This is a genomic window from Nitrosomonas sp. Is79A3 (genome assembly GCF_000219585.1).
Lineage (GTDB): Bacteria > Pseudomonadota > Gammaproteobacteria > Burkholderiales > Nitrosomonadaceae > Nitrosomonas.
In genome coordinates this window covers 2679295-2698487 of record NC_015731.1, presented here as the reverse complement: position 1 = coordinate 2698487, position 19193 = coordinate 2679295, and the positions used below count along the sequence as shown (strand labels likewise).

Sequence of the window (19193 nt, the reverse complement as noted above, 5' to 3'; positions counted from 1 at the left end):
CTGCTAAACCTTTTTCTACTTGAGGTTTCTAGCGGCTGCCAGTCGGCGGGTTGATCTTAATTGGGGGATTATCTGGCTTTTCGCAGCAATAGTCTTGGGTAAATTACCAAGAAAAATGGTTCCAGAATCAAGAATCCTTGTTCTTACGAAGAATAACCCCAACCGTCGTTGGATGCAATTGATAGAACTCCCCGATTTTTCGTTGGCTGTATGCACCGGTTTTGTAGGCTTCAATGATCGCTGCTTTGCGGTCTTCGTGTTGCGCTGCAATCTCAGACAGAGGCTTTGCAATCGGCCGCTTTTGCTGCTGGGGTATATTTAAATCGTCCTTTTCCCTGCCGATTCTTTTCTGCATTTCAGTGACGAAAGCGGCATCCCCTAAATAAATTTGTCCCTTCAAATTCGACCATATTTCAGGTTGATGTTGCACACCTTCCAGGACAAATTGCCGGTATTTCTCCGTTGCAATTCTCCTTTGCTTTCCAAATAAAGACAAAATCCAGTCCGTTGTCAGCCATTCAGGTTTGGCAGCATCACCCGCCATTGCCGGATAACTGCTCCACGGCCAGTCTTCAAGCCGTTTGGCCATGCCTTTGGCTCTTAACGGATTCAAAACAACATAACGGGAAAGCTCGAGCAAATAACGATCTTTATCCACCAGAATTGCTTTGTAACGCCCTTGAAAAAGATGGCCACTGCGTCCATGCCGTCGATTCGATGCCTGGGTATAAACGCCATTGAGCTGGCGCATACCTTTTGACAAATTCCCGTCAAGCGTTTCAATGATCAGATGATAATGGTTATCCATCAAACAATAGCCATGACACAGCCAGTTATGATCCAACACAACCATCCCAAGAATTTCTAAAAACCTTACCCGATCCTCATCATCGTCAAAAATGGCTTCGCGGCGATCTCCACGCGAAGTCACGTGGTAAAGCGCATTCGGAAATTCTAAACGGAGAGGTCTTGTCATGGCTTGCAGTATACATCTATTTTTCTTCGTTCGCGACCTGACCCCGTGTAAGCGCATACAACTTATCGATAGCTTGCATCAGATCTGCGCACACCAACATTTTCTAACCCATGCTGGGATAGAAGCCTTTTCACCACATATTCTGGAGTAGAGTTTTTTGGTCCGATGATTACTTCACTGATCGGAGGAATACCGAGTTTATGTAATTTGATCTCGCGGTATGGGACAATGCGATTTTCAGAAACTCGGAATTGGCACTGTTCTTTTGAATCTTTAGTAAAGTGCGATATTAGGCGCCACTCGTTTTCTTCAGAGAACGCAGGATTCTTGAATGAATATAGGTCTTCTAATGACATGGCGATATTATGATATTGTTCAAGTAGCCTGGATTTGTATTCCTGCAACTTGTTTGAGTACTCCAACTCCGCATTCGGATTCCCAATGGATCCAAGAGCTGTTAACGGTTTAGGGCGCTTAAGTTTTCCGGCAACTACCTCCTCCTTCAATTTAATAATTATCGGGAGCAATGCTTTTTCTTGTTCAGATGGCTCATATATGGCCTTCTTGAGATAGATTTTGGACTTGTTTTCTCCGCTCTCACCAAATAAGAGTTGATGAAAGTATTCTAATGAAAAGCCGATGCTGAATCCTTCACCATTTAATGCATAGCCTCGCCACTGACTTAATAGATCTCCGTTCTCCGAGAGGCAAAACGCAAGGCCCTCAAACAGTTCCGGAAGACTCTCGATCGCACTTCTAATTGGAGCAACTGAGGCTTTATCTAAAGATTCTCTTTCAAAAATTGCGTCGAACCTTCTCGACATTATTTTGCCTTCCATATAATCATTTGAGAGTGATAGTGCAGAAAGCCAAATACTTCTCTCAGTGATCATGCTTATAAACGCTGATGGTGAGCAGTAGTGATATAAAGTCTTCATTTACATATCTACCAGATATGTATAGCTTAATGTATAAAACATTCTAACCAGTAATCTTGCATGCAGTGTCTTATTTTCATGATTAATATGAATTATCATTACGTTTTCTGAAAGCAGCCACCGGGATCAGGCCCAGCAGGTCCAGAATCAGGAATAGCTAATCGTAATAACATAACCCCCTCACAATCACGCGCTCAGCGCTCAGCTCTCACTCAACCATCACCGTCTGCACCTGCATCGGCCAAATCCCTTTCTCAATCGCTTCCCGGCCATCAAACGCAATATAACTCTGCCGCCCATAATGCGGCAGCGGGCGTATCAGCGTTTCGAGTCGAGGAAAAACGGTGTCTACCATCGTATTTTGCAGGATGACAGGCCACAGAACCATAGTTTAATATAGCAAACGGACGGGGATGTGGCTCATGGGGTCAGCGGCTGGGATTCTGGTTCGCTAGACTTGAAATGCCGTCCCCGTCCTCCTGCGTCATCCGGTGTGTCGTTCGGGATGGTGCCGATCAGTAGATTGTGGCTCTGTATGTAGACGAGACCGACGGATGATTTATCGGTTTAGTTGCAACAGTACGGAGGCCCCATGATCATGGATAATACCCCACAAATTTATGTCAGTGTTGATATAGGTTGTCGTCAGCACAGTGTAGCAATAGGCCTGTCCAATGGCGATGTGCTGGATGAGTTTGCCATTTTCCACCGCCCGGAAGGTTTTAAACAATTCTTTGAACGTATTGAACATCATCGACAACGCCATGGTGGTGCGGTAGCGGTAGCAATGGAAGGCTACAATGGCTATGCCCGCCCTTTGGACAGTCTGGTGAAAGTACGCGGTTATGAACTCTACAACATCAACAATCTGAAGCTGGCTCGCTTTAAGGAAATTTTTCCGGCTGCGGCCAAGAATGACCGCATTGATGCTTGCAAAGGCCTGGAGCTATTCCAACTGCGGGATCACCTGCCATTGGCTAAAGACGTTCTTCAGGAAATCATGCCGACACCACGGGAAAACGATATGCTCAAACGGCTGAGTCGCCGTCGTCGTGCTTTGGTGGATGAAAAGAGCCGCCTGCAAAGTCGTCTTCAGGGCGATCTTCACGCAGTGTGCCCCGGCCTGCTGGACATCACAAAAGATGCAGATAATCTTTGGTTCTTACGCTTTATCACCAGCGTTGATGAATTGACCAAGCTGTCGCGTTTACGCGTATCTACCTTGCTAAAGATTCCTGGTGTGGGCCGCAAGTACGCCGATAGTATTGTCGCATGGCAATCGCATGCGTCATTTAGTCATGAAGTGGAATGGGTCGGCGAGATGATCATTGAAGATGCCCGGCGTATCCTGGCGCTCAAAAACGACATCAAAGCATTGGAATTACGTTGCAAGATGTTAATGCAAGAATCCCAAGCTGCGCAGTTAATTGACAGTATTCCAGGGTTCGCTGTGATCTGTGCTTCAGAGTTGGCGGGCGAGATTGGCACCATTGATCGATTTGCTAGCGAACGCAGTCTGGCGCTCTATTTGGGAATGGCCAACCTTGATAACAGCTCAGGGAAGTTTCGAGGTTCAAAAGCACCGCAACATGTCAACAAACGCGCCAAAACCGCGATGATGGCCGCTGTAGACAAGCATCGAAAATGCGTACCTGAATCACAGCGTTACTATGAGAAAAAACGGATTGAGGGGAAATCACATAATCAGGCAATTCGGGCGCTTGGCCGACAGCTTTGCCGTATTATATTCAGAATGCTGAAACAAAATCGTGCCTATGAGATACGTAAAAAAATCGACGAAAACACTTGAAAATTCTAGCGGGATGTTCAGGTCGCGAATCAAGAAAAACAAGTTGGTATCCGGTCCATAATGAAGAATTATTGTTTTTTTATTTGGAAATTCTACAGGGGGCGATCTTATCATGGCTTAAAATATAAGCATATTATTCTCTTTTCGCGACTTAATCCCTTAACTCCCTCACTGTGCAATTGAATAGAAATCACTATAAAAAATTCTCTCCCGACGACATCACAAGGCGTCTTGCCCATCTTCCCTGCCCAACGTATGCGGAAGATTTGCCGGTCAATCTTCGCCGGGAAGAAATTAAACGCGCCATTGATAGCCATCAGGTCGTGATTGTTTCCGGCGAGACAGGGTCGGGTAAAACAACGCAAATTCCTAAAATCTGCCTGGATCTCAAGCGCGGTGTGCACGGATTGATCGGGCATACGCAACCGCGTCGCATTGCCGCGCGTACTGTGGCCGCGCGTATTTCTGCTGAGCTGAATAGTCCGCTGGGTCAGGCAGTCGGTTATAAAGTGCGGTTTTCGGACAAAATAAGCACGGATTCCTATATCAAATTGATGACGGACGGCATTCTGCTGGCTGAGACGCAGGGTGATCCGCAGTTGCAGGCTTACGATACTTTGATTATCGATGAAGCTCACGAGCGCAGTTTGAATATTGATTTTCTGCTCGGTTATATCAGTCAGTTATTGCTGAAACGGCCTGATCTCAAGCTGATTGTCACTTCCGCCACCATCGACGCGCAGCGTTTTTCCCGGCATTTCAATAATGCGCCGGTGATTGAAGTGACCGGCAGGCTCTATCCGGTTGAAATCTTTTACCACCCGCCGGTTGCCGGCGATGAGGAGGAGGGCGATATGCAACAAGCCATCCTCAATGCGGTTGATGAATTGATCATGCTGGGCTCAGGCGATATTCTGGTTTTTTTGCCCGGCGAGCGCGAAATCCGGGAGACCGCCGAGACACTGCGCAAGCATCATTTTGATCGCCTTCGAACAGGCATTTCCGGCGTGGAGATATTGCCGCTGTTTGCGCGCTTATCCTTTGCCGAGCAGGAACGGGTATTCCAACCCGGCGATACCCGCCGTATTGTATTAGCCACCAATGTTGCCGAAACGTCATTGACCGTTCCCGGTATTCACTACGTTATTGATACCGGATGGGCGCGTGTTAACCGCTACAGTTACCGCAACAAGGTCGAGCAGTTGCTGGTGGAGAAAATCTCGCGTGCATCGGCGAATCAAAGGGCGGGGCGCTGCGGGCGGATAGCCAACGGGGTTTGTATTCGCCTGTATACCGAATTGGATTTTCAAGGGCGCGTCGAATTTACCGATCCGGAAATTCTGCGTTCTTCGCTGGCAACCGTTATTTTGCGCATGAAATCGCTCAACATCGGCGATGTGGAAGATTTTCCGTTTCTGGAGCCGCCATCGCCGCGGATGATCACCGATGGCTATCAATTGCTGGCAGAGCTGGGCGCTGTTGATGACGACCGGCAACTCACGGCGATTGGCTGGCGTTTGGCCAAATTCCCGATTGATCCCAAAATTGCCCGCATGATATTGGCGGCAAAGAATGAGAATTGCCTGCACGAAATACTGATCATCACGGCCGCATTAAGTTTGCAAGATCCGCGCGACCGGCCATTTGATCAGCAGGTGGCTGCCGATAATGCGCACCGCCGGTTTCAGGATGAGCGCTCGGATTTTCTGTCTTACCTGAAGCTATGGGATTTCTTCGATGAGTTATTGAAACATAAAAAATCAACCCGCAAACTGGTCGACCAATGCCGGGAGCATTTCTTATCTTACCGGCGCTTGCGGGAGTGGCGTGAGATTCATGGCCAATTGCATGTATTGATCAGTGAATTAGGCTTAAAACCCAACGAAATTCCCGCCGGGTATGATGAGATTCATCGCGCTTTGTTGGCCGGATTGCTCGGGAATATCGGGTTTAAAACCGAGAAGGAAGGGGAATATCTGGGCGCTCGCGGTATCAAGTTCGCGATTTTCCCCGGCTCGGTGCTCAAAAAAGGCAAAGCCAAGTGGGTCGTCGCTGCGGAATTGGTGGAGACCAGTAAGCTGTATGCGCGATGTGCCGCGAGGATTGAGCCGATCTGGCTGGAAAGAATTGCGGGGAATTTATGCAAGAAACACCATTTTGATCCGCATTGGGAAAAGAAACAGGCGCAAGTGGTGGCGTATGAGCGTGTCACGTTGTACGGCTTAATCATTGTTACCAAGCGGCCGATCCACTACGGCCCGATCAATCCTAAAGAATCCCGCGAGATTTTTATCCGCTCGGCGCTGGTTGCCGGGGAGTACGTCACGCAAGCGCCTTTCTTCACGCACAATCAAGAACTGATTCATGAAATCGAGGAACTGGAGCATAAAGCGCGGCGGCAGGATGTGCTGGTTGATGAGCAAGAGATTTTTGCTTTTTACGATACCATCATCCCGGAAAAAATAACCAACGGTGCGGGATTTGAAAAATGGCGGAAACAGGCTGAGCAACAAGATTCCCAGTTGCTTTATCTGAAACGTGAATTACTGATGCGCCATCAGGCCGGCCATGTCACGGAAGTTCAGTTTCCGGAAAGCATGACATTGCCCGACGGCAGCGTTTTGCCACTCACTTACCGCTTTGAACCCACGCATATTCTCGACGGCGTAACCGTTTCTGTGCCGTTGCCATTGCTCAACCGGTTGGATGCCAATCAACTGGATTATCTGGTTCCCGGTTTGATTCGTGAGAAAGTGACCTGGTATTTAAAAGCATTACCCAAGCAGATTCGCCGCAACCTGGTCCCATTGCCGGAATCCGTCACTGAATTTCTGCAGGGAACATCGAACGCTTTGCAAAAGGGCTCACTGCGGGATGCTCTAGAAAAATTTATTCTTAGAAAAACCAACCTGCCGATTCCCGCAGAAACCTGGCAAGACAAAGACATGCCAGCGCATCTGTTGATGAATATTCAAGTGAAGGATGATGCAGGACAAGATCTGGCCATGAGCCGCAATCTCGCCGAACTGCGAATGCAGCTCGGCAAAGCCGCACAAATGACATTTGTAAAACGCGATGCCGGAAACGAAAAAATCAGTATTGAGCGCGATGCCATCACGCAGTGGGATTTTGGCGATTTGCCTGCGGAAGTGGCGTTTAAACGCAATGGTCAGCAACTGACTGGTTATCCGGCGCTGATCGAACAAACGGACAGTGGCGCTATCCGGCTATTTGATACGCAAGAAGCGGCGGATAGGGCGATGCGCTTGGGTGTCAGGCGGCTATTGTGTTTGGCATTGAAAGAACAGCTCAAACAGTTGGATAAGAATCTGCCGGGACTCAAACAAGCCAGCTTACAATTATCGACCCGGATGAATCCGGGCGAGCTGAAGCAAGACATGCTGAACGCTATCATTGATCGCGCATTGCTGAACGATGATCCATTGCCGCGCACCGAATCCGAATTTGCTGCACACCACCAACGCGCTAAAGGCCGCCTGCCTGAAGCCGCGGCCGCTCTCGCCAATTTGCTGCAGCAGATTGGCAGTGAATATCAAATCCTGATGGGGCGATTAACAGCGCTTCGCAACAACACCGTAAAAGCTGAGCTCAATGAACAGCTCGACAATCTGATTTATCCCGGATTTCTCAGCCATACATCGTGGAAAAGATTGCAGCAGTTCCCGCGCTATGTGAAAGGCATGGCCTTGCGACTGGAGAAACTATCCGCCAACCTGGAACGCGACGAACGAAATAGCAAGGAAGTGGCCGCACTCTGGCAGCAATATGCGCAGCGCCGGGAAAAACATCAGAAAATCGGGCTGATTGATGAGAATCTCGATGAATTTCGCTGGCAGATTGAGGAACTACGCATATCGCTTTTTGCGCAGGAATTGAAGACGCCGTACCCGGTATCGAGTAAACGATTGCAGAAATTGTGGGAGAGTGTGCGGGCATAACTTAAGGGGCCTCTGAATGGCCCACATTTGTCATTCCGAATGCAATGGGAATCTTTTACAATCCATGCTAAAGATTTCTCGCTTTGCTCGAAATGACAGCTATTCAGAGGTCCCGTAATGATTCGACGAAGCTTTACAGCGCCGAATAAACCACCGCAGCAATCAATCCGCCGATAATGCCGCCCACTACCGGTACATAGGCGTAACCCCAATCACTATCGCGTTTATTGGTCATTGGGAGAATCGCATGCATAATGCGCGGCCCCAGGTCACGTGCGGGATTAACCGCGAAGCCGGTGGGTCCGCCGAGTGATAAGCCGATACCAAATAGTAGCAGTGCAGCCGGTAAAGCATTTAATGTACCCAGGCTATCCTGCGGCGCAGCCATCATCATCACGCCAAACACCAGCATGAATGTGCCGACTGCTTCGGTAATGATGTTGTTGAACGGACTGCGGATTGCTGGCCCGGTGCAAAATGCCGCGAGTTGCATATCCGGATCGGTCGTTGCGTCAAAATGCTGGCGATAAGTGATCCAGACAATCAATGCACCCAACATTGCGCCCAGCATTTGTCCCAGCGCATAAATCGGTACCAAATCCCATGCAAACTTACCCGCAGCAGCGAGGCCGATGCTCACCGCAGGATTTAAATGCGCGCCACTGGAAGCGGCTACGGCATAAATCGCCACAAAAAGCGCAATGCCCCAACCGGCTGCGATGGTTAACCATCCGGCATTATTGCCTTTGGATTTATTCAGCACGACGTTGGCAACGACACCATTACCCAATAAAACTAAAATAAAAGTACCAATCAATTCACCAAGAAAAGGAGTCATAGTTATCACCTCACTATTGAGTTGAACTTCGGAGAAACTGCTTCAAGATGCGCAAGAAAGATTAATCTATTGGTTTTATTGTAGAAAAGCTTTCTGGCAATTCTGGAAGGTGAATTGATTATCACACAAAATTTCCGTGAGATATATTGAGATCTTCTAATCTTGTCACATTACGCGATTAAAGAAATTATTCGCCCAAATCGCTCTCACGGACAATACGTGCCAGATCAAGCAAATTGGTTGCACCGGTTTTTTGCATAATCTTGGATTTGTGGATTTCTACAGTGCGATAGCTGATTCCCAAAAACGAACCAATCTCTTTGTTAGAACGTCCTTGAACAGCCAGGACCATCACTTCCCGTTCACGCTCAGTAAGCTTTTGCAAACAGGATATCGCATCCTTATTATGTGCTAGCTCGTCGTACCTCTTTTCAGCTTCTACAAGCGAGGCGCGCACGCAGACCAAAAGTTTCTCACGTATCACCGGTTTTGTCAGGAAGTCTACCGCCCCAGCTTTGATCGCTTTGACACTCATCGGAATATCGCCATGTCCGGTAAGGAAAATAATGGGCAACACGATTTTACGCCGGGATAATTCCTCTTGAAGTTGCAGGCCGTCCATTTCTGGCATTTTTACGTCTATGATGATACAACCAAAAAAATCCGGCCGATAAGCTTGCAGAAATGTTTTTGCATTCTCGAAAGACTGTACTTTGATACCAGCCTGTTTGATCATCAACGTGAGAGAATCCCGTACGGCTGCATCGTCATCCACGATAAAAACGGTTGGCTCATGCGATATCATGGCGCAAAGGGTAAAGTAAATTGGAATTTAGCGCCTGGCTTAGCGCCGGGTTCTACCCAAAGTTGTCCGCCATTGGCTTCAACCAACGCGCGGCTAATATCGAGTCCCATACCGATGCCTGTTGGCTTGGTTGTAAAAAAAGGTTCGAATATGCGTTCAGCCATAGCATGATCTAGGCCTGGTCCATTATCTTGCACTATCACTTTAGCCATGTTCGTTCCGGCCAAGGTATGCAGTGTAGTTGTGATCGTTAAGTTGGGTATATCTGAAGTATCCATGGCTTCAATGGCGTTTCTAAACAGATTTATCAAAACTTTCTGTACCTGAGTCCGATTGCATTGAACAGCTGGGAGATTTTGCTCCAACTGAAAAACCACATGGAATCCCTCATAACCGTCATTATATACACTGCTTAATGCTTCATTGATAACGTTATTCAGATTTAATCGCTCGGTTATCAATTCGCTTTTCTGTAGAAAGGCAAGTAATTCATCCAAACTGCGGTTAGCGCGTTGTGCCTGTTCTAAGCAGCCTTCAAGCGCTTTTTCTAGGTCCGCAGAGTTAAAAGCATCGCTGCGTAACGTGTGCAACACCACTTCACAATAAGCGGAAATTGCGGCTAGCGGCTGATTAAGCTCATGGGCAATTGCAGAGGCTGTTCGCGCTGCCACTTGCTGTTTAATGATATTCTCTGTTTCATTATGCTGCGCTTGTAGCTTCTTCTGAAGAATTTTCTGCTCTGTGATATCCCGTGTCACACCGATTAGCCGATTCGCAAGTCCGGCTTCGAAATACACCCGCCCCCTTGCAGATATCCAATGTTCAATGCTATCAGTAGGATTGATAATGCGATATTCCGCTTTGAATTCTCCGTTACTGGCGGGATCCATGGCTTTATCGATAGCTGCTTGTCTCGCTGGACGATCTTCAGGGTGTATCGCGGCTATGAATTCTTCATAACTTACGGTTTTCTCAGAATGCTTACCCCACAGTAAGCGCATCTGCTCATCCCAGTAAACGATATTACGTTTGAAATCGTAATCAAAAATTCCCAAACCTGCTGCCTGTTTGGCCAAACGCAAACGTTCTTCACTGGCCCGAAGTGCTTCCTCAGCCACAATACGTCGATTAGCGGTATTAAGTGTGATCAGGACATAAAGTTGTTTCTGTGTTTTGATGGGACTGAGACTAATATCCAACAACATTTCTTTGCCATCGCGGTTTAATGCGACAAGCTCATTGCCGACACTCATGGAGCGCTTTATCGGTTTGTTTAGAAAAAGTTTCTGATAGTACCGGTATTGTTTCCGATACCGGGGCACTATCAATATTTCAATCGCTAATCCACTCAGCTCTTCTGCTGAATAACCAAATAGCTGTTGCGCAGCTAAATTAACTAACACCACGTGACCGGAATCTTCAGTCAACAGCATTGCATCCGCTGCCACATCAAACATGGTTCGGAAACTTAAGTTTTTAAGTGCGTAGATCAAGTTGTCTTCCTGCTGTTGAATTCGGCTACGAAACGCAATAAAGCTTACGATAAAAATTAGTTATATTCTATAAATATGTTGATATATAAGGGTTTGCACTTACGTGTCAGCACGGATATTGCCACTTATTATTCTTCTGTAGGATTTTAAAAGTAGGAAATATGACATAAGTTTAACAATCACTTCTCTTTGATTAATTGTGTCGCTTAAGTTTTTCAGGCGAACTTTTATTCAATGATAAGGATATCCCGGGGCGTTAATTGCGTGTGATTTCCTGCCCCGTAAGATAGCAAACTGTGATCAAGGGGAAAATAGGTATTTTCTCTTATTATTAGTTACTTGTGATCTGTGCTGTGTTGTTTTCACTACGCTATGTTAAAACTTTTGACAATTCGGAGAATTGAAATGAATAAAAATACACTGGCTTTGAAGAAAACAAATGCAAGTCTGGTTTACGTGAGTAATAAGGCGAATCTCACGGAATTTAAAACAAGCCTTGACACGGTGCAACAAGCTACAGCACGTAAAGTCTCTCGCGCTTAACTACTTTAAAATAAGAGGAGTGTAACCATGTCATTGTCCAGTCTTCTCGTACCGGCGATACTGTTTTTCGCGCTGGGTATGTTTGCCTGTCTCATCAAATCGGATCTGAAATTCCCGATGGATATGCATAAAATGATCGTTATCTATTTGTTGATCGGGATCGGGCTTCATGGCGGCAAGGCGCTTGCCGGATCAGACATGTCGTCTGCTCTTCCCGCTGTATGGGCGGCGCTTGCGTTTGGCTGCGGTTTGCCTATTGTTGCTTACATCATCTTGCGAGCAATCGGGAAAATAGATCCGCTCAATGCCGCAGCCATTTCCGCACACTATGGTTCGGTGAGCGCAGGGACCTATATGACGGCGGTAGCGTTTCTGGGAGGTATCGGCGTAACGTATGAAGCTTACCCCATCATCATGCTGGCGATCATGGAATCGCCGGCAATTATGATTGGCTTGGTGCTTGCCGGTTATTCTCGAAGAATCATGGGTGGCGCGTCCAAAGCTGACAAAGGGATGATGAAGCATTTGTTAATCGATGCTTTTACCAACGGTAGTATTCTGCTGCTGTTCGGCTCAATGGCGATTGGTTGGGTTGTTTCAGACGCCAGTTATAAGAAAATTGAGCCCTTCTTTGAAACCATCTTTATGGGAGCGTTATGTATATTCCTGTGCGATATGGGGATGGAAGCCGGGAAAAGATTGTCTGAGTTCAAAACTGTGGGCGTTTTTCTGGTGGGTTTTGGTATTGTTATGCCTTTGATTGGCGCGGTATGCGGGCTATTCGTGGGCCACTTCCTTCTGGGCTACTCGGTAGGCGGTATCACGTTGGTGACAGTACTTGCAGCGAGTTGCTCCTATATCGCGGTTCCGCCGGCGATGCGGCTTGCGATTCCTGAGGCCAACCCGTCGTTCTATCTTACTTTGTCGCTCGGGGTTACTTTTCCGTTTAACGTGGTGGTTGGTATTCCCAGCTATTATGCGGCCGCTCAGTATCTGCATGAGACTTATTATCCGTGGTAATTGCTACTCCTGGCTATTATGCAGCCACCTAGTCCTAGTATAGGTTCGATACTTATTATTCATGGAATGCTGCGAGGTATCAGGTGGTGCCATAAAAAAGCGCAAATGCCAAGTGCCCGTATCCAGGATGGCAGCAAGGGTAGAAACCGGATTCACTGGAATGTGCGTCACTTATTGAGATTCCTCTGGATAGCTTCCAGCGCATTCTGGAGCACTCAAATCCTGACTATGGCATTAACATTTTTTGAAGTTTCTCTGGATAGCTTCCAGTATATTCTGGAGTACTCAAATTCTAACTATGACATTAATATTTTTTGGAGAAAAATCATGTTATCTGAACCAGAATCCTTGGTATCGTTGAAGCGGATCGAGATTGTTATTCATGAAGAATGGCTCGATGATCTGCTCAATTTGTTTCGAGAAGCCGACGTGCAAGGTTATACAGTCATCAAAAAGGTAGGAGGTTTTGGATCAACCGGTGAACGGGATCAGGACGACTTCATTATGGAGCAGTACAATGACGTAATACTTCTCGTCTGCGAAAAAGATCAGGCAGAGAAGCTTGTCGCGATGCTACATCCCAAGTTAAAAGTTTTCGGAGGCGTCTGCCTAGTTTCTGATTGTCAACGGGTTTATTAGTATCGTCCAGTACATGCTATGCTGGGCAAAGATGGAATGGTTTAGTTGACGATCTTTCTTGGAGGTTAAGCTGAATCCCGGCTAATATCAGCCGGGATTCAGTATTTAACTTGATGGAGCAAAAAATGCTAGATCTGCTACAGGACAAGAGTTTGTGCAGATTGCGAAGGGGAAAGTTGTGGCAATCAAACCGGTTGAACCCTAACGAGTAGCTGTACTAACGCAGTTAACCAAGGATACAGATTTTTCCTAAAATGCCCTGGATAGAGCCTTTTTTCCCCTTGATAGTTAGAGCTTACTCAAAAAGCATAACTAACTGATTGAGTTTAACAATATTTTATTTTTTGGTAAAATAGTGCACGTAAATATGTGAATTAACACCAAAAACCGTGCACTATGATTCGTTATATAAGCCAAAAGCAACTGCCCCTCGAAGGATTTGATACACCGCCAGGCATGATTCTTGATCCCAATAATCGCTGGGTAAAACTGAGAGATTGTCTACCGTGGGATGAGTTGTCCGAGAGTTACTATAAGACGTTATGTTCAAGACTGGGCCGCCCAGCCAAAGATGCCAGAATCGTGATTGGAGCAGTGATAATTAAACATAAATTATCGATTTCAGATGAAGAGACTGTTGAACAGATTCGAGAAAATCCGTACCTGCAATATTTTATCGGGCTGAAAGGTTTTCAAGCGAAGGCGCCCTTTGCGTCATCATTACTGGTTGAGATACGCAAGCGCATGGGTCAGACGGTATTTGATGAATTTCATGAGGCGATCATCGAAACGGTTGAACCTCGGCGGACAAAGCAATCAGTCAAAGCAATGGATGACGACAACGGCGACAATGCTGTATCAAATAGCGGTGATGCGGGCAGCAATGACGCGGCTACCCCAATGGAGGCAGCTCAATCTTTGGCCGATGAGCAGCTGCGCAATCGCGGCAAATTAATACTGGACGCCACCGTTGCAGAACAGGCCATACGCTATCCCACAGATCTTGGACTGCTGAACGAAGCGCGTGAATTGAGTGAGCGTATCATTGATGAACTGCATGCCAAAAGTAATCGTCCACAGAAAAAGAAGCCGCGCACTTATCGCGAGATTGCCAGAAAAGCCTACCTCAGCCTGGTCAAGTTAAGACGGCCATCCAGCAGAAAACGCCGTGCCGGTATCAGGCAGCAATTGCAGTTCCTGCAGCGGAATTTAAATCATATTGAAGCGATGCTGACGGAATATCCGTTTGGCACGCCCATACCGTTATCCAATTGGTTGTTGCGCCGCTACTGGGTATTGCCCCATCTGTACCAACAACACTATGCAATGTACAAAACCAACACCAGACGCTGTGATGATCGCATTGTCAGTATCAGTCAGCCGTATCTTCGGCCTATTATCAGGGGAAAGCAAGGCAAGGCAGTGGAATTTGGCGCCAAAATAAGCGTGAGCTTGACAGGCAAAGGATTGGCGCATGTCGATAAGCTGCACTGGGATGCGCAACATGAAGGCCATGATCTTCAAGCGCAAGTTGAAGCCTACAAAAAGCGTTATGGCTATTATCCTGAAGTCGTCATTGCCGATACGCTATATGGTTCACGTGATAATCGCAGCTATCTGGAACGCAAGCATATCCGCTTCGCAGGCAAACCACTGGGACGTCCGCCAAAGAGTACACTTGAAAACAAAGATGAGATCAAACGCCTGAAAGCACAACGCCGACAGGAATATCGCGAGCGCATTCCAATTGAAGGAAAGTTTGGCCAAGGAAAGTATGGTTATCGGCTCAACAATATTCGAGCCAAGCGCGCTGATACGTCTGCCGCATGGATTAATAGTATCTTCCTGGTTATGAACCTGCTCATCTTGGTGCGGGTTTTTATTTGCCTGAAGAATCTTGCTGCCAAAATAGCTTTCTGGGTGACAAAAAAGTGCATGCCCAGAGAAATTCCGTTTGCGCGTGATTGCCAATTCATCTTAAACCGGGATTCTTACTTAGCAGTGCATATCTGATTGCTGAATTTCTGAGTAAGCTCTAGTTAGTAATTTAATTCTCCATAAGGTATCGCGTCGTTTCCACGGCAAAAACAACTGATTCAAGCGTGATCATGGCGCAAAAGGTAAAGTAAATTGGAATCTAGCACCTGGCTTAGTGCCGGGCTCTACCCAGAGTTGACCGCCATTGACTTCAGCCAGGGCGCGACTAATATCGAGCCCCATGCCAATGCCTGTTGGCTTGGTTGTAAAAAAAGGCTCGAATATGCGTTCAGCCATATCATGATCAAGGCCCGGTCCATTATCCTGTACTATTACTTTAGCCATACTTGTTTTGTCCAAGGCATACAGCGTGGTTGTAATCGTTAAGGTGGGCATATCAGAGGCATCCATGGCTTCAATGGCATTTCTAAAGAGATTTATCAAAACCTTCTGTATCTGAGTACGATTACACTGGACTGCTGGAAGATTCTTCTCCAAATGAAAAACCACGTGAAATCTTCCATATCCATCGCTAAATACAATGCTTAGCGCTTCACTGATTACATCGTGCAGATTTAACCGTTCGGTTATTAACTCGCCTTTCTGTAGAAAAGCGAGCAATTCATGGAGACTACGACCAGCACGTTGAGCCTGTTCTACGCAGCCCTCGAGGGCTCTTCTTAAGTCCTCAGAGTTAAAAGCATCGCTGAGTAATGCGTGCAACACTACTTCGCAATAAGCGGAAATTGCGGCTAGCGGCTGATTAAGCTCGTGAGCAATTGCAGAAGCTGTCCGTGCGGCCACTTGCTGTTTAATTATGTTTTCTGTTTCATTGCGCTGCGCTTGTAGCTTTTTCTGAAGAATTTTCTGCTCTGTGATATCACGTGTCACACCGACTAACCGATTCGCAGATCCGGCTTCGAAATACACCCGTCCTCTTGCAGATATCCAACGTTCAACACCATTGGCGGAGTTGATCACGCGATATTCTGCTTTGAATTCCCCATTACTGGCGGGATCCATTGCTTTATCAATAGCTGCTTGTCTTGCCGCGCGATCTTCTGGATGTATCGCAGCGACGAATTCTTCATAACTAATGGTTTTCTCAGAGTGCTTGCCCCATAGTAAGCGCATCTGCTCGTCCCAAAAAACGATATTACGTTTGAAGTCGTAATCAAAAATACCCAAACCTGCTGCTTGCTTAGCCAAACGCAAGCGTTCTTCACTGCCACGAAGTGCTTCCTCGGCATCAAGACGTCGATTAGCGGCATTAAATGTAATCAGGACATAAAGCTGTTGTTGTGTTTTGATGGGACTGAGACTCACATCCAATAACATTTCTTTGCCATCGCGGTTCAATGCGATAAGTTCATTACCGACACTCATGGAGTGTTGTATCGGTTTGTTCGCAAAGAGTTCTTGATAGTGCTCCCGATACCGGGGCACTATCAGCATTTCAATTCCTAATCCGATCAGTTCATTTGCAGAATAGCCAAATAACTTTTGTGCTGCTGGATTAACCAACACGATGTGACCAGAATCTTCGGTCAATAGCATTGCATCTGCTGCCGCATCAAACATGGTTCGGAAACTTAATTTTTTGAGCGGGTTGGACAAATTATCTTCCTGCTGTTGAACTCGGCTATGAAACACCCTAAAGCTTATGATAAAAACCAGTTATATTCTACAAATCTGTTGATATATAAGGGTTTGCACCTACGTGTTCGCACGGATACCACCATCGGAAATTCTTCTGTAGTATCTGAAGAAAAGTAAATATGGTACATATTTACCGATCATTTTTCTCTGATTATATAACTTATTCTTAAGCAAGGCGGTTGCGATGGAATCTGAAAAACGACAATCCAGAAGCAGTAAGGAAAAATTATCTGACGAAAATCATCAATCTGAGTTTGAATTGCACAAAGCAGACCGAAATTCTCATATCGCAGTTTTAGCTTACTATAAGGCACAAGCTCGCGGATTTGAGCCAGGGCATGAGTTGGAGGACTGGCTTCTTGCAGAAGCGGAGGTAAGTCAGTGATTGAATTATCCATTACAAAGCAAACGAACACAGATCGCTCTTCTGAGGATAAGCGCAGTTTATGCTTAATAAATGAGCATTTTGAGTCTGTTTTTAACACCGCAGCGGCAACGCAGATAGTTTTTCAACGGCCTGCTAGCAGAACTGGCATCGGCAAAAAGGAGCAAGCAGCATTGATACTCTATGATAATGGCATGATTCGCGCTTGCAATCAGGCGAGTGGAGATTTGCTTTGCTGTTCAGGCAGTGAATTGATTGGACAACACATTACTAGAGTGTTGCCCCAGTTAGAAAGAACTAAGCTTGTTCAGAACAAACGGGCTAATTCTTATTTGCGATTTCTTTCGCGGATTGGTTACTGTTTCAAAGTAGTGAATTTAAGAGGAGAAAGTTTTAAAGGCGAGATTTTTTTCAATGATGTGGAATATCTTGATTGGCACTATTTGCGTGTGATTATCTGTCTCGTGCGGTGAGAAAGTGGTTTGATTTGACAGATAAGTTGTTGTTATTTAGGTGTGATATGTTCATGGTTCTTGGGGTAAGCAGCTTAAAAATTCTCGGCACTACCTTCATCTATTTTTATTTATGAACAGCCTATCATGCTCGGTGATGAGTTGTTATCCCAGTATTGCGTTAAACATTCAATAGTCTGGAGAAGTGAAATGAATAAAAATGCACTGGTCTACGGATTTATTCTGGCTACTCTAATTATGCAATCAGGAATAGCGTTCACTGCAGATGAATCAAAGAACCGGCCGGCAAAAGATAAAACCTTAATTGAACTTCAGCGCGATAAATCTCAACAACAGACACACAAAATGATGGGGCACATCAATCTTGCGCAATTTGCATTGGACATGAAGCTCCCGGACGAAGCTTTTGAACATATTAAAAAAGCACAAATCATTCAAATCATGCTAGCAGAACAATTACCAGAGCTGAAGATTGACTCTTCATTTAAGTACGGCAAAGTGATGTATGACGACAGTCAAACGATTAAGGAACACTACGTACCTGTGCTGGATGACATTCTTTTGATTAGTGATTATGAATCCACCTTCAAACGTTCCGAAGAGTTGGGTTTAAAAGAAACCAACGCGGGCTTGGTTCGCGTGACTGTTAAAGTGGATCTGGCCGAGGTTAAAGCAAGTCTTGATGCGGCACTCGAAGATATAAGCAACAAACAGTATAGCAAGGCGCTAAATGCGCTCACTGCAATCTTTGAGGGCGCTATTGTTGATGAAAAAGAGATTGATGATCCGGTATTGGCAATTTCCGGAAATTTAGCACTTGCCAAAGCATTCTTAAGCGAAGAACAGTACGATAAAGCACGCTTCACACTTAATTATCTACAGAATCGTTTAATAGGTATCAAAAATTCGGGTTTTTCCGGCGTGGATAAAGCGACTGTTGATAAACTTTCGGTTGATTTGGACAAATTACAAGCGGAGCTCAGGAGGGAAGACCCCACAATAACTCAGCGCATCGGTGATCAACTTGATCAATGGAAGAAAACAATCAAAGGATGGGTCGCTAATCCAGCCTAACCTAAAACAGGAGGGGATGCCTATCAGATGACCAGTGGTCGTTGGTAAGCAAACACACGGTTCTTCACATCAACAAACAAGGAGGGTTTCATATCATGAGAAAAATATCGGCGCTATTAGCGGTAGGGTTCTTGGCTCTTATTTTTAATAACCAAATAAGTGCATCAGGATATGGAAGCAAAACTGAATCTCAGGGAAAAATCAGTGATTCTATGACAGAAACGATCAAACATGCAGAGATGGCTAAAGCACATGGAAGTGACGCGAAGCAGATTCTTCAGCATGCAGAAAGGAGTCTAAAGTATGCCAAAGAAGCTGAGAAAGAAGCGATTGCGAAAGGAAACACCAAAGGAGCAGATCACATCAATGCGTCTATTAAACACCTAGATCATGCGATAGAACACGCAAAAATGGGGCATGCCGATGTCGCTAGTAAACATATCACTGACGCATTGAGTGAGATGCATAAATTTACTGCCATGTGAATAGCTTACTTGCCAAGGTGATGGAGCTAATTCAAGTAGTTAGAAAGGTTATAAATCATAATTGCAATAATTCTTGGTTTGATTACTTCGTGCAGGAATTTGACTTTAAGCCTAGTTGT

Annotated in this window: 17 protein-coding genes; 10 read left to right on the top strand and 7 right to left on the bottom strand. The window is 45.9% G+C overall.

Annotation, left to right across the window (positions count from 1 at the left end; all coding sequences use genetic code 11):
• Positions 1 to 127: 127 nt before the first annotated feature.
• From NIT79A3_RS12475 to NIT79A3_RS12465, 3 genes are all read right to left on the bottom strand, one after another.
• Complete coding sequence (locus NIT79A3_RS12475) at positions 128 to 976, bottom strand: transposase (RefSeq protein ID WP_013966542.1); 849 nt, start codon at positions 974 to 976, stop codon at positions 128 to 130.
• A 62-nt stretch (positions 977 to 1038) separates the two neighbouring features.
• Positions 1039 to 1914, bottom strand: a complete 876-nt coding sequence (locus tag NIT79A3_RS12470; protein WP_013966541.1) for a DUF2971 domain-containing protein — start codon at positions 1912 to 1914, stop codon at positions 1039 to 1041.
• Between the two features lie 208 nt (positions 1915 to 2122).
• Entirely contained in the window at positions 2123 to 2269 is a 147-nt protein-coding gene (locus tag NIT79A3_RS12465) for a hypothetical protein (protein ID WP_156797082.1), read from the bottom strand.
• A gap of 243 nt (positions 2270 to 2512) precedes the next feature.
• Between NIT79A3_RS12465 and NIT79A3_RS12460 the strand changes: the two genes are divergently transcribed.
• Positions 2513 to 3724, top strand: coding sequence for an IS110 family transposase (locus tag NIT79A3_RS12460; protein WP_041360563.1), 1212 nt, complete (start codon positions 2513 to 2515; stop codon positions 3722 to 3724).
• Between the two features lie 179 nt (positions 3725 to 3903).
• Positions 3904 to 7683 carry an ATP-dependent RNA helicase HrpA gene (hrpA, locus tag NIT79A3_RS12455; RefSeq protein ID WP_156797081.1) on the top strand — a complete coding sequence of 1260 codons (3780 nt, stop codon included), beginning with the start codon at positions 3904 to 3906 and terminating at the stop codon, positions 7681 to 7683.
• A 133-nt stretch (positions 7684 to 7816) separates the two neighbouring features.
• On the opposite strand, the gene NIT79A3_RS12450 is transcribed toward hrpA, so the two are convergent.
• From NIT79A3_RS12450 to NIT79A3_RS12440, 3 genes are all read right to left on the bottom strand, one after another.
• Positions 7817 to 8521 (bottom strand): MIP/aquaporin family protein, encoded by a 705-nt coding sequence (locus NIT79A3_RS12450; RefSeq protein ID WP_013966539.1) that lies wholly within the window; start codon positions 8519 to 8521, stop codon positions 7817 to 7819.
• Between the two features lie 187 nt (positions 8522 to 8708).
• Entirely contained in the window at positions 8709 to 9326 is a 618-nt protein-coding gene (locus NIT79A3_RS12445) for a response regulator (protein WP_013966538.1), read from the bottom strand.
• On the bottom strand, positions 9323 to 10819 hold the full coding sequence (locus NIT79A3_RS12440; protein WP_041360346.1) for a PAS domain S-box protein: 1497 nt from the start codon (positions 10817 to 10819) through the stop codon (positions 9323 to 9325). Before NIT79A3_RS12440 ends, NIT79A3_RS12445 begins: the two co-directional genes overlap by 4 nt.
• A gap of 405 nt (positions 10820 to 11224) precedes the next feature.
• Between NIT79A3_RS12440 and NIT79A3_RS18825 the strand changes: the two genes are divergently transcribed.
• From NIT79A3_RS18825 to NIT79A3_RS12425, 4 genes are all read left to right on the top strand, one after another.
• Entirely contained in the window at positions 11225 to 11362 is a 138-nt protein-coding gene (locus tag NIT79A3_RS18825; RefSeq protein ID WP_013966536.1) for a hypothetical protein, read from the top strand.
• Between the two features lie 27 nt (positions 11363 to 11389).
• Positions 11390 to 12382 (top strand): sodium-dependent bicarbonate transport family permease, encoded by a 993-nt coding sequence (locus NIT79A3_RS12435; protein ID WP_013966535.1) that lies wholly within the window; start codon positions 11390 to 11392, stop codon positions 12380 to 12382.
• A 105-nt stretch (positions 12383 to 12487) separates the two neighbouring features.
• Positions 12488 to 13021, top strand: a complete 534-nt coding sequence (locus NIT79A3_RS19550) for a hypothetical protein (protein WP_348225622.1) — start codon at positions 12488 to 12490, stop codon at positions 13019 to 13021.
• Between the two features lie 396 nt (positions 13022 to 13417).
• On the top strand, positions 13418 to 15034 hold the full coding sequence (locus NIT79A3_RS12425) for an IS5 family transposase (RefSeq protein ID WP_013966533.1): 1617 nt from the start codon (positions 13418 to 13420) through the stop codon (positions 15032 to 15034).
• A 93-nt stretch (positions 15035 to 15127) separates the two neighbouring features.
• Here NIT79A3_RS12425 and NIT79A3_RS12420 read toward each other — a convergent pair whose 3' ends face one another.
• Positions 15128 to 16615 carry a PAS domain S-box protein gene (locus NIT79A3_RS12420; protein ID WP_348225621.1) on the bottom strand — a complete coding sequence of 496 codons (1488 nt, stop codon included), beginning with the start codon at positions 16613 to 16615 and terminating at the stop codon, positions 15128 to 15130.
• A gap of 226 nt (positions 16616 to 16841) precedes the next feature.
• Between NIT79A3_RS12420 and NIT79A3_RS12415 the strand changes: the two genes are divergently transcribed.
• From NIT79A3_RS12415 to smbP, 4 genes are all read left to right on the top strand, one after another.
• On the top strand, positions 16842 to 17042 hold the full coding sequence (locus NIT79A3_RS12415) for a DUF2934 domain-containing protein (RefSeq protein ID WP_013966531.1): 201 nt from the start codon (positions 16842 to 16844) through the stop codon (positions 17040 to 17042).
• Positions 17039 to 17515 (top strand): hypothetical protein, encoded by a 477-nt coding sequence (locus NIT79A3_RS17940; RefSeq protein WP_013966530.1) that lies wholly within the window; start codon positions 17039 to 17041, stop codon positions 17513 to 17515. Before NIT79A3_RS12415 ends, NIT79A3_RS17940 begins: the two co-directional genes overlap by 4 nt.
• 189 nt (positions 17516 to 17704) lie before the next feature.
• Positions 17705 to 18589, top strand: a complete 885-nt coding sequence (locus tag NIT79A3_RS12405) for a YfdX family protein (protein WP_013966529.1) — start codon at positions 17705 to 17707, stop codon at positions 18587 to 18589.
• 95 nt (positions 18590 to 18684) lie between these two features.
• Positions 18685 to 19074: a small metal-binding protein SmbP gene (gene smbP, locus NIT79A3_RS12400; RefSeq protein ID WP_013966528.1), complete on the top strand. Its 390-nt coding sequence runs from the start codon at positions 18685 to 18687 to the stop codon at positions 19072 to 19074.
• The last annotated feature ends 119 nt before the right edge of the window (positions 19075 to 19193 follow it).

What these genes read in the sequence shown, in the direction of transcription:
- NIT79A3_RS12475 (WP_013966542.1), bottom strand. Translation starts at nt 976, where the DNA reads ATGACAAGACCTCTCCGTTTAGAATTTCCGAATGCGCTTTACCACGTG.
- NIT79A3_RS12470 (WP_013966541.1), bottom strand. Translation starts at nt 1,914, where the DNA reads ATGAAGACTTTATATCACTACTGCTCACCATCAGCGTTTATAAGCATG.
- NIT79A3_RS12465 (WP_156797082.1), bottom strand. Translation starts at nt 2,269, where the DNA reads ATGGTAGACACCGTTTTTCCTCGACTCGAAACGCTGATACGCCCGCTG.
- NIT79A3_RS12460 (WP_041360563.1), top strand. Translation starts at nt 2,513, where the DNA reads ATGGATAATACCCCACAAATTTATGTCAGTGTTGATATAGGTTGTCGT.
- NIT79A3_RS12450 (WP_013966539.1), bottom strand. Translation starts at nt 8,521, where the DNA reads ATGACTCCTTTTCTTGGTGAATTGATTGGTACTTTTATTTTAGTTTTA.
- NIT79A3_RS12445 (WP_013966538.1), bottom strand. Translation starts at nt 9,326, where the DNA reads ATGATATCGCATGAGCCAACCGTTTTTATCGTGGATGACGATGCAGCC.
- NIT79A3_RS18825 (WP_013966536.1), top strand. Translation starts at nt 11,225, where the DNA reads ATGAATAAAAATACACTGGCTTTGAAGAAAACAAATGCAAGTCTGGTT.
- NIT79A3_RS12435 (WP_013966535.1), top strand. Translation starts at nt 11,390, where the DNA reads ATGTCATTGTCCAGTCTTCTCGTACCGGCGATACTGTTTTTCGCGCTG.
- NIT79A3_RS19550 (WP_348225622.1), top strand. Translation starts at nt 12,488, where the DNA reads ATGCCAAGTGCCCGTATCCAGGATGGCAGCAAGGGTAGAAACCGGATT.
- NIT79A3_RS12425 (WP_013966533.1), top strand. Translation starts at nt 13,418, where the DNA reads ATGATTCGTTATATAAGCCAAAAGCAACTGCCCCTCGAAGGATTTGAT.
- NIT79A3_RS12415 (WP_013966531.1), top strand. Translation starts at nt 16,842, where the DNA reads ATGGAATCTGAAAAACGACAATCCAGAAGCAGTAAGGAAAAATTATCT.
- NIT79A3_RS12405 (WP_013966529.1), top strand. Translation starts at nt 17,705, where the DNA reads ATGAATAAAAATGCACTGGTCTACGGATTTATTCTGGCTACTCTAATT.
- smbP (WP_013966528.1), top strand. Translation starts at nt 18,685, where the DNA reads ATGAGAAAAATATCGGCGCTATTAGCGGTAGGGTTCTTGGCTCTTATT.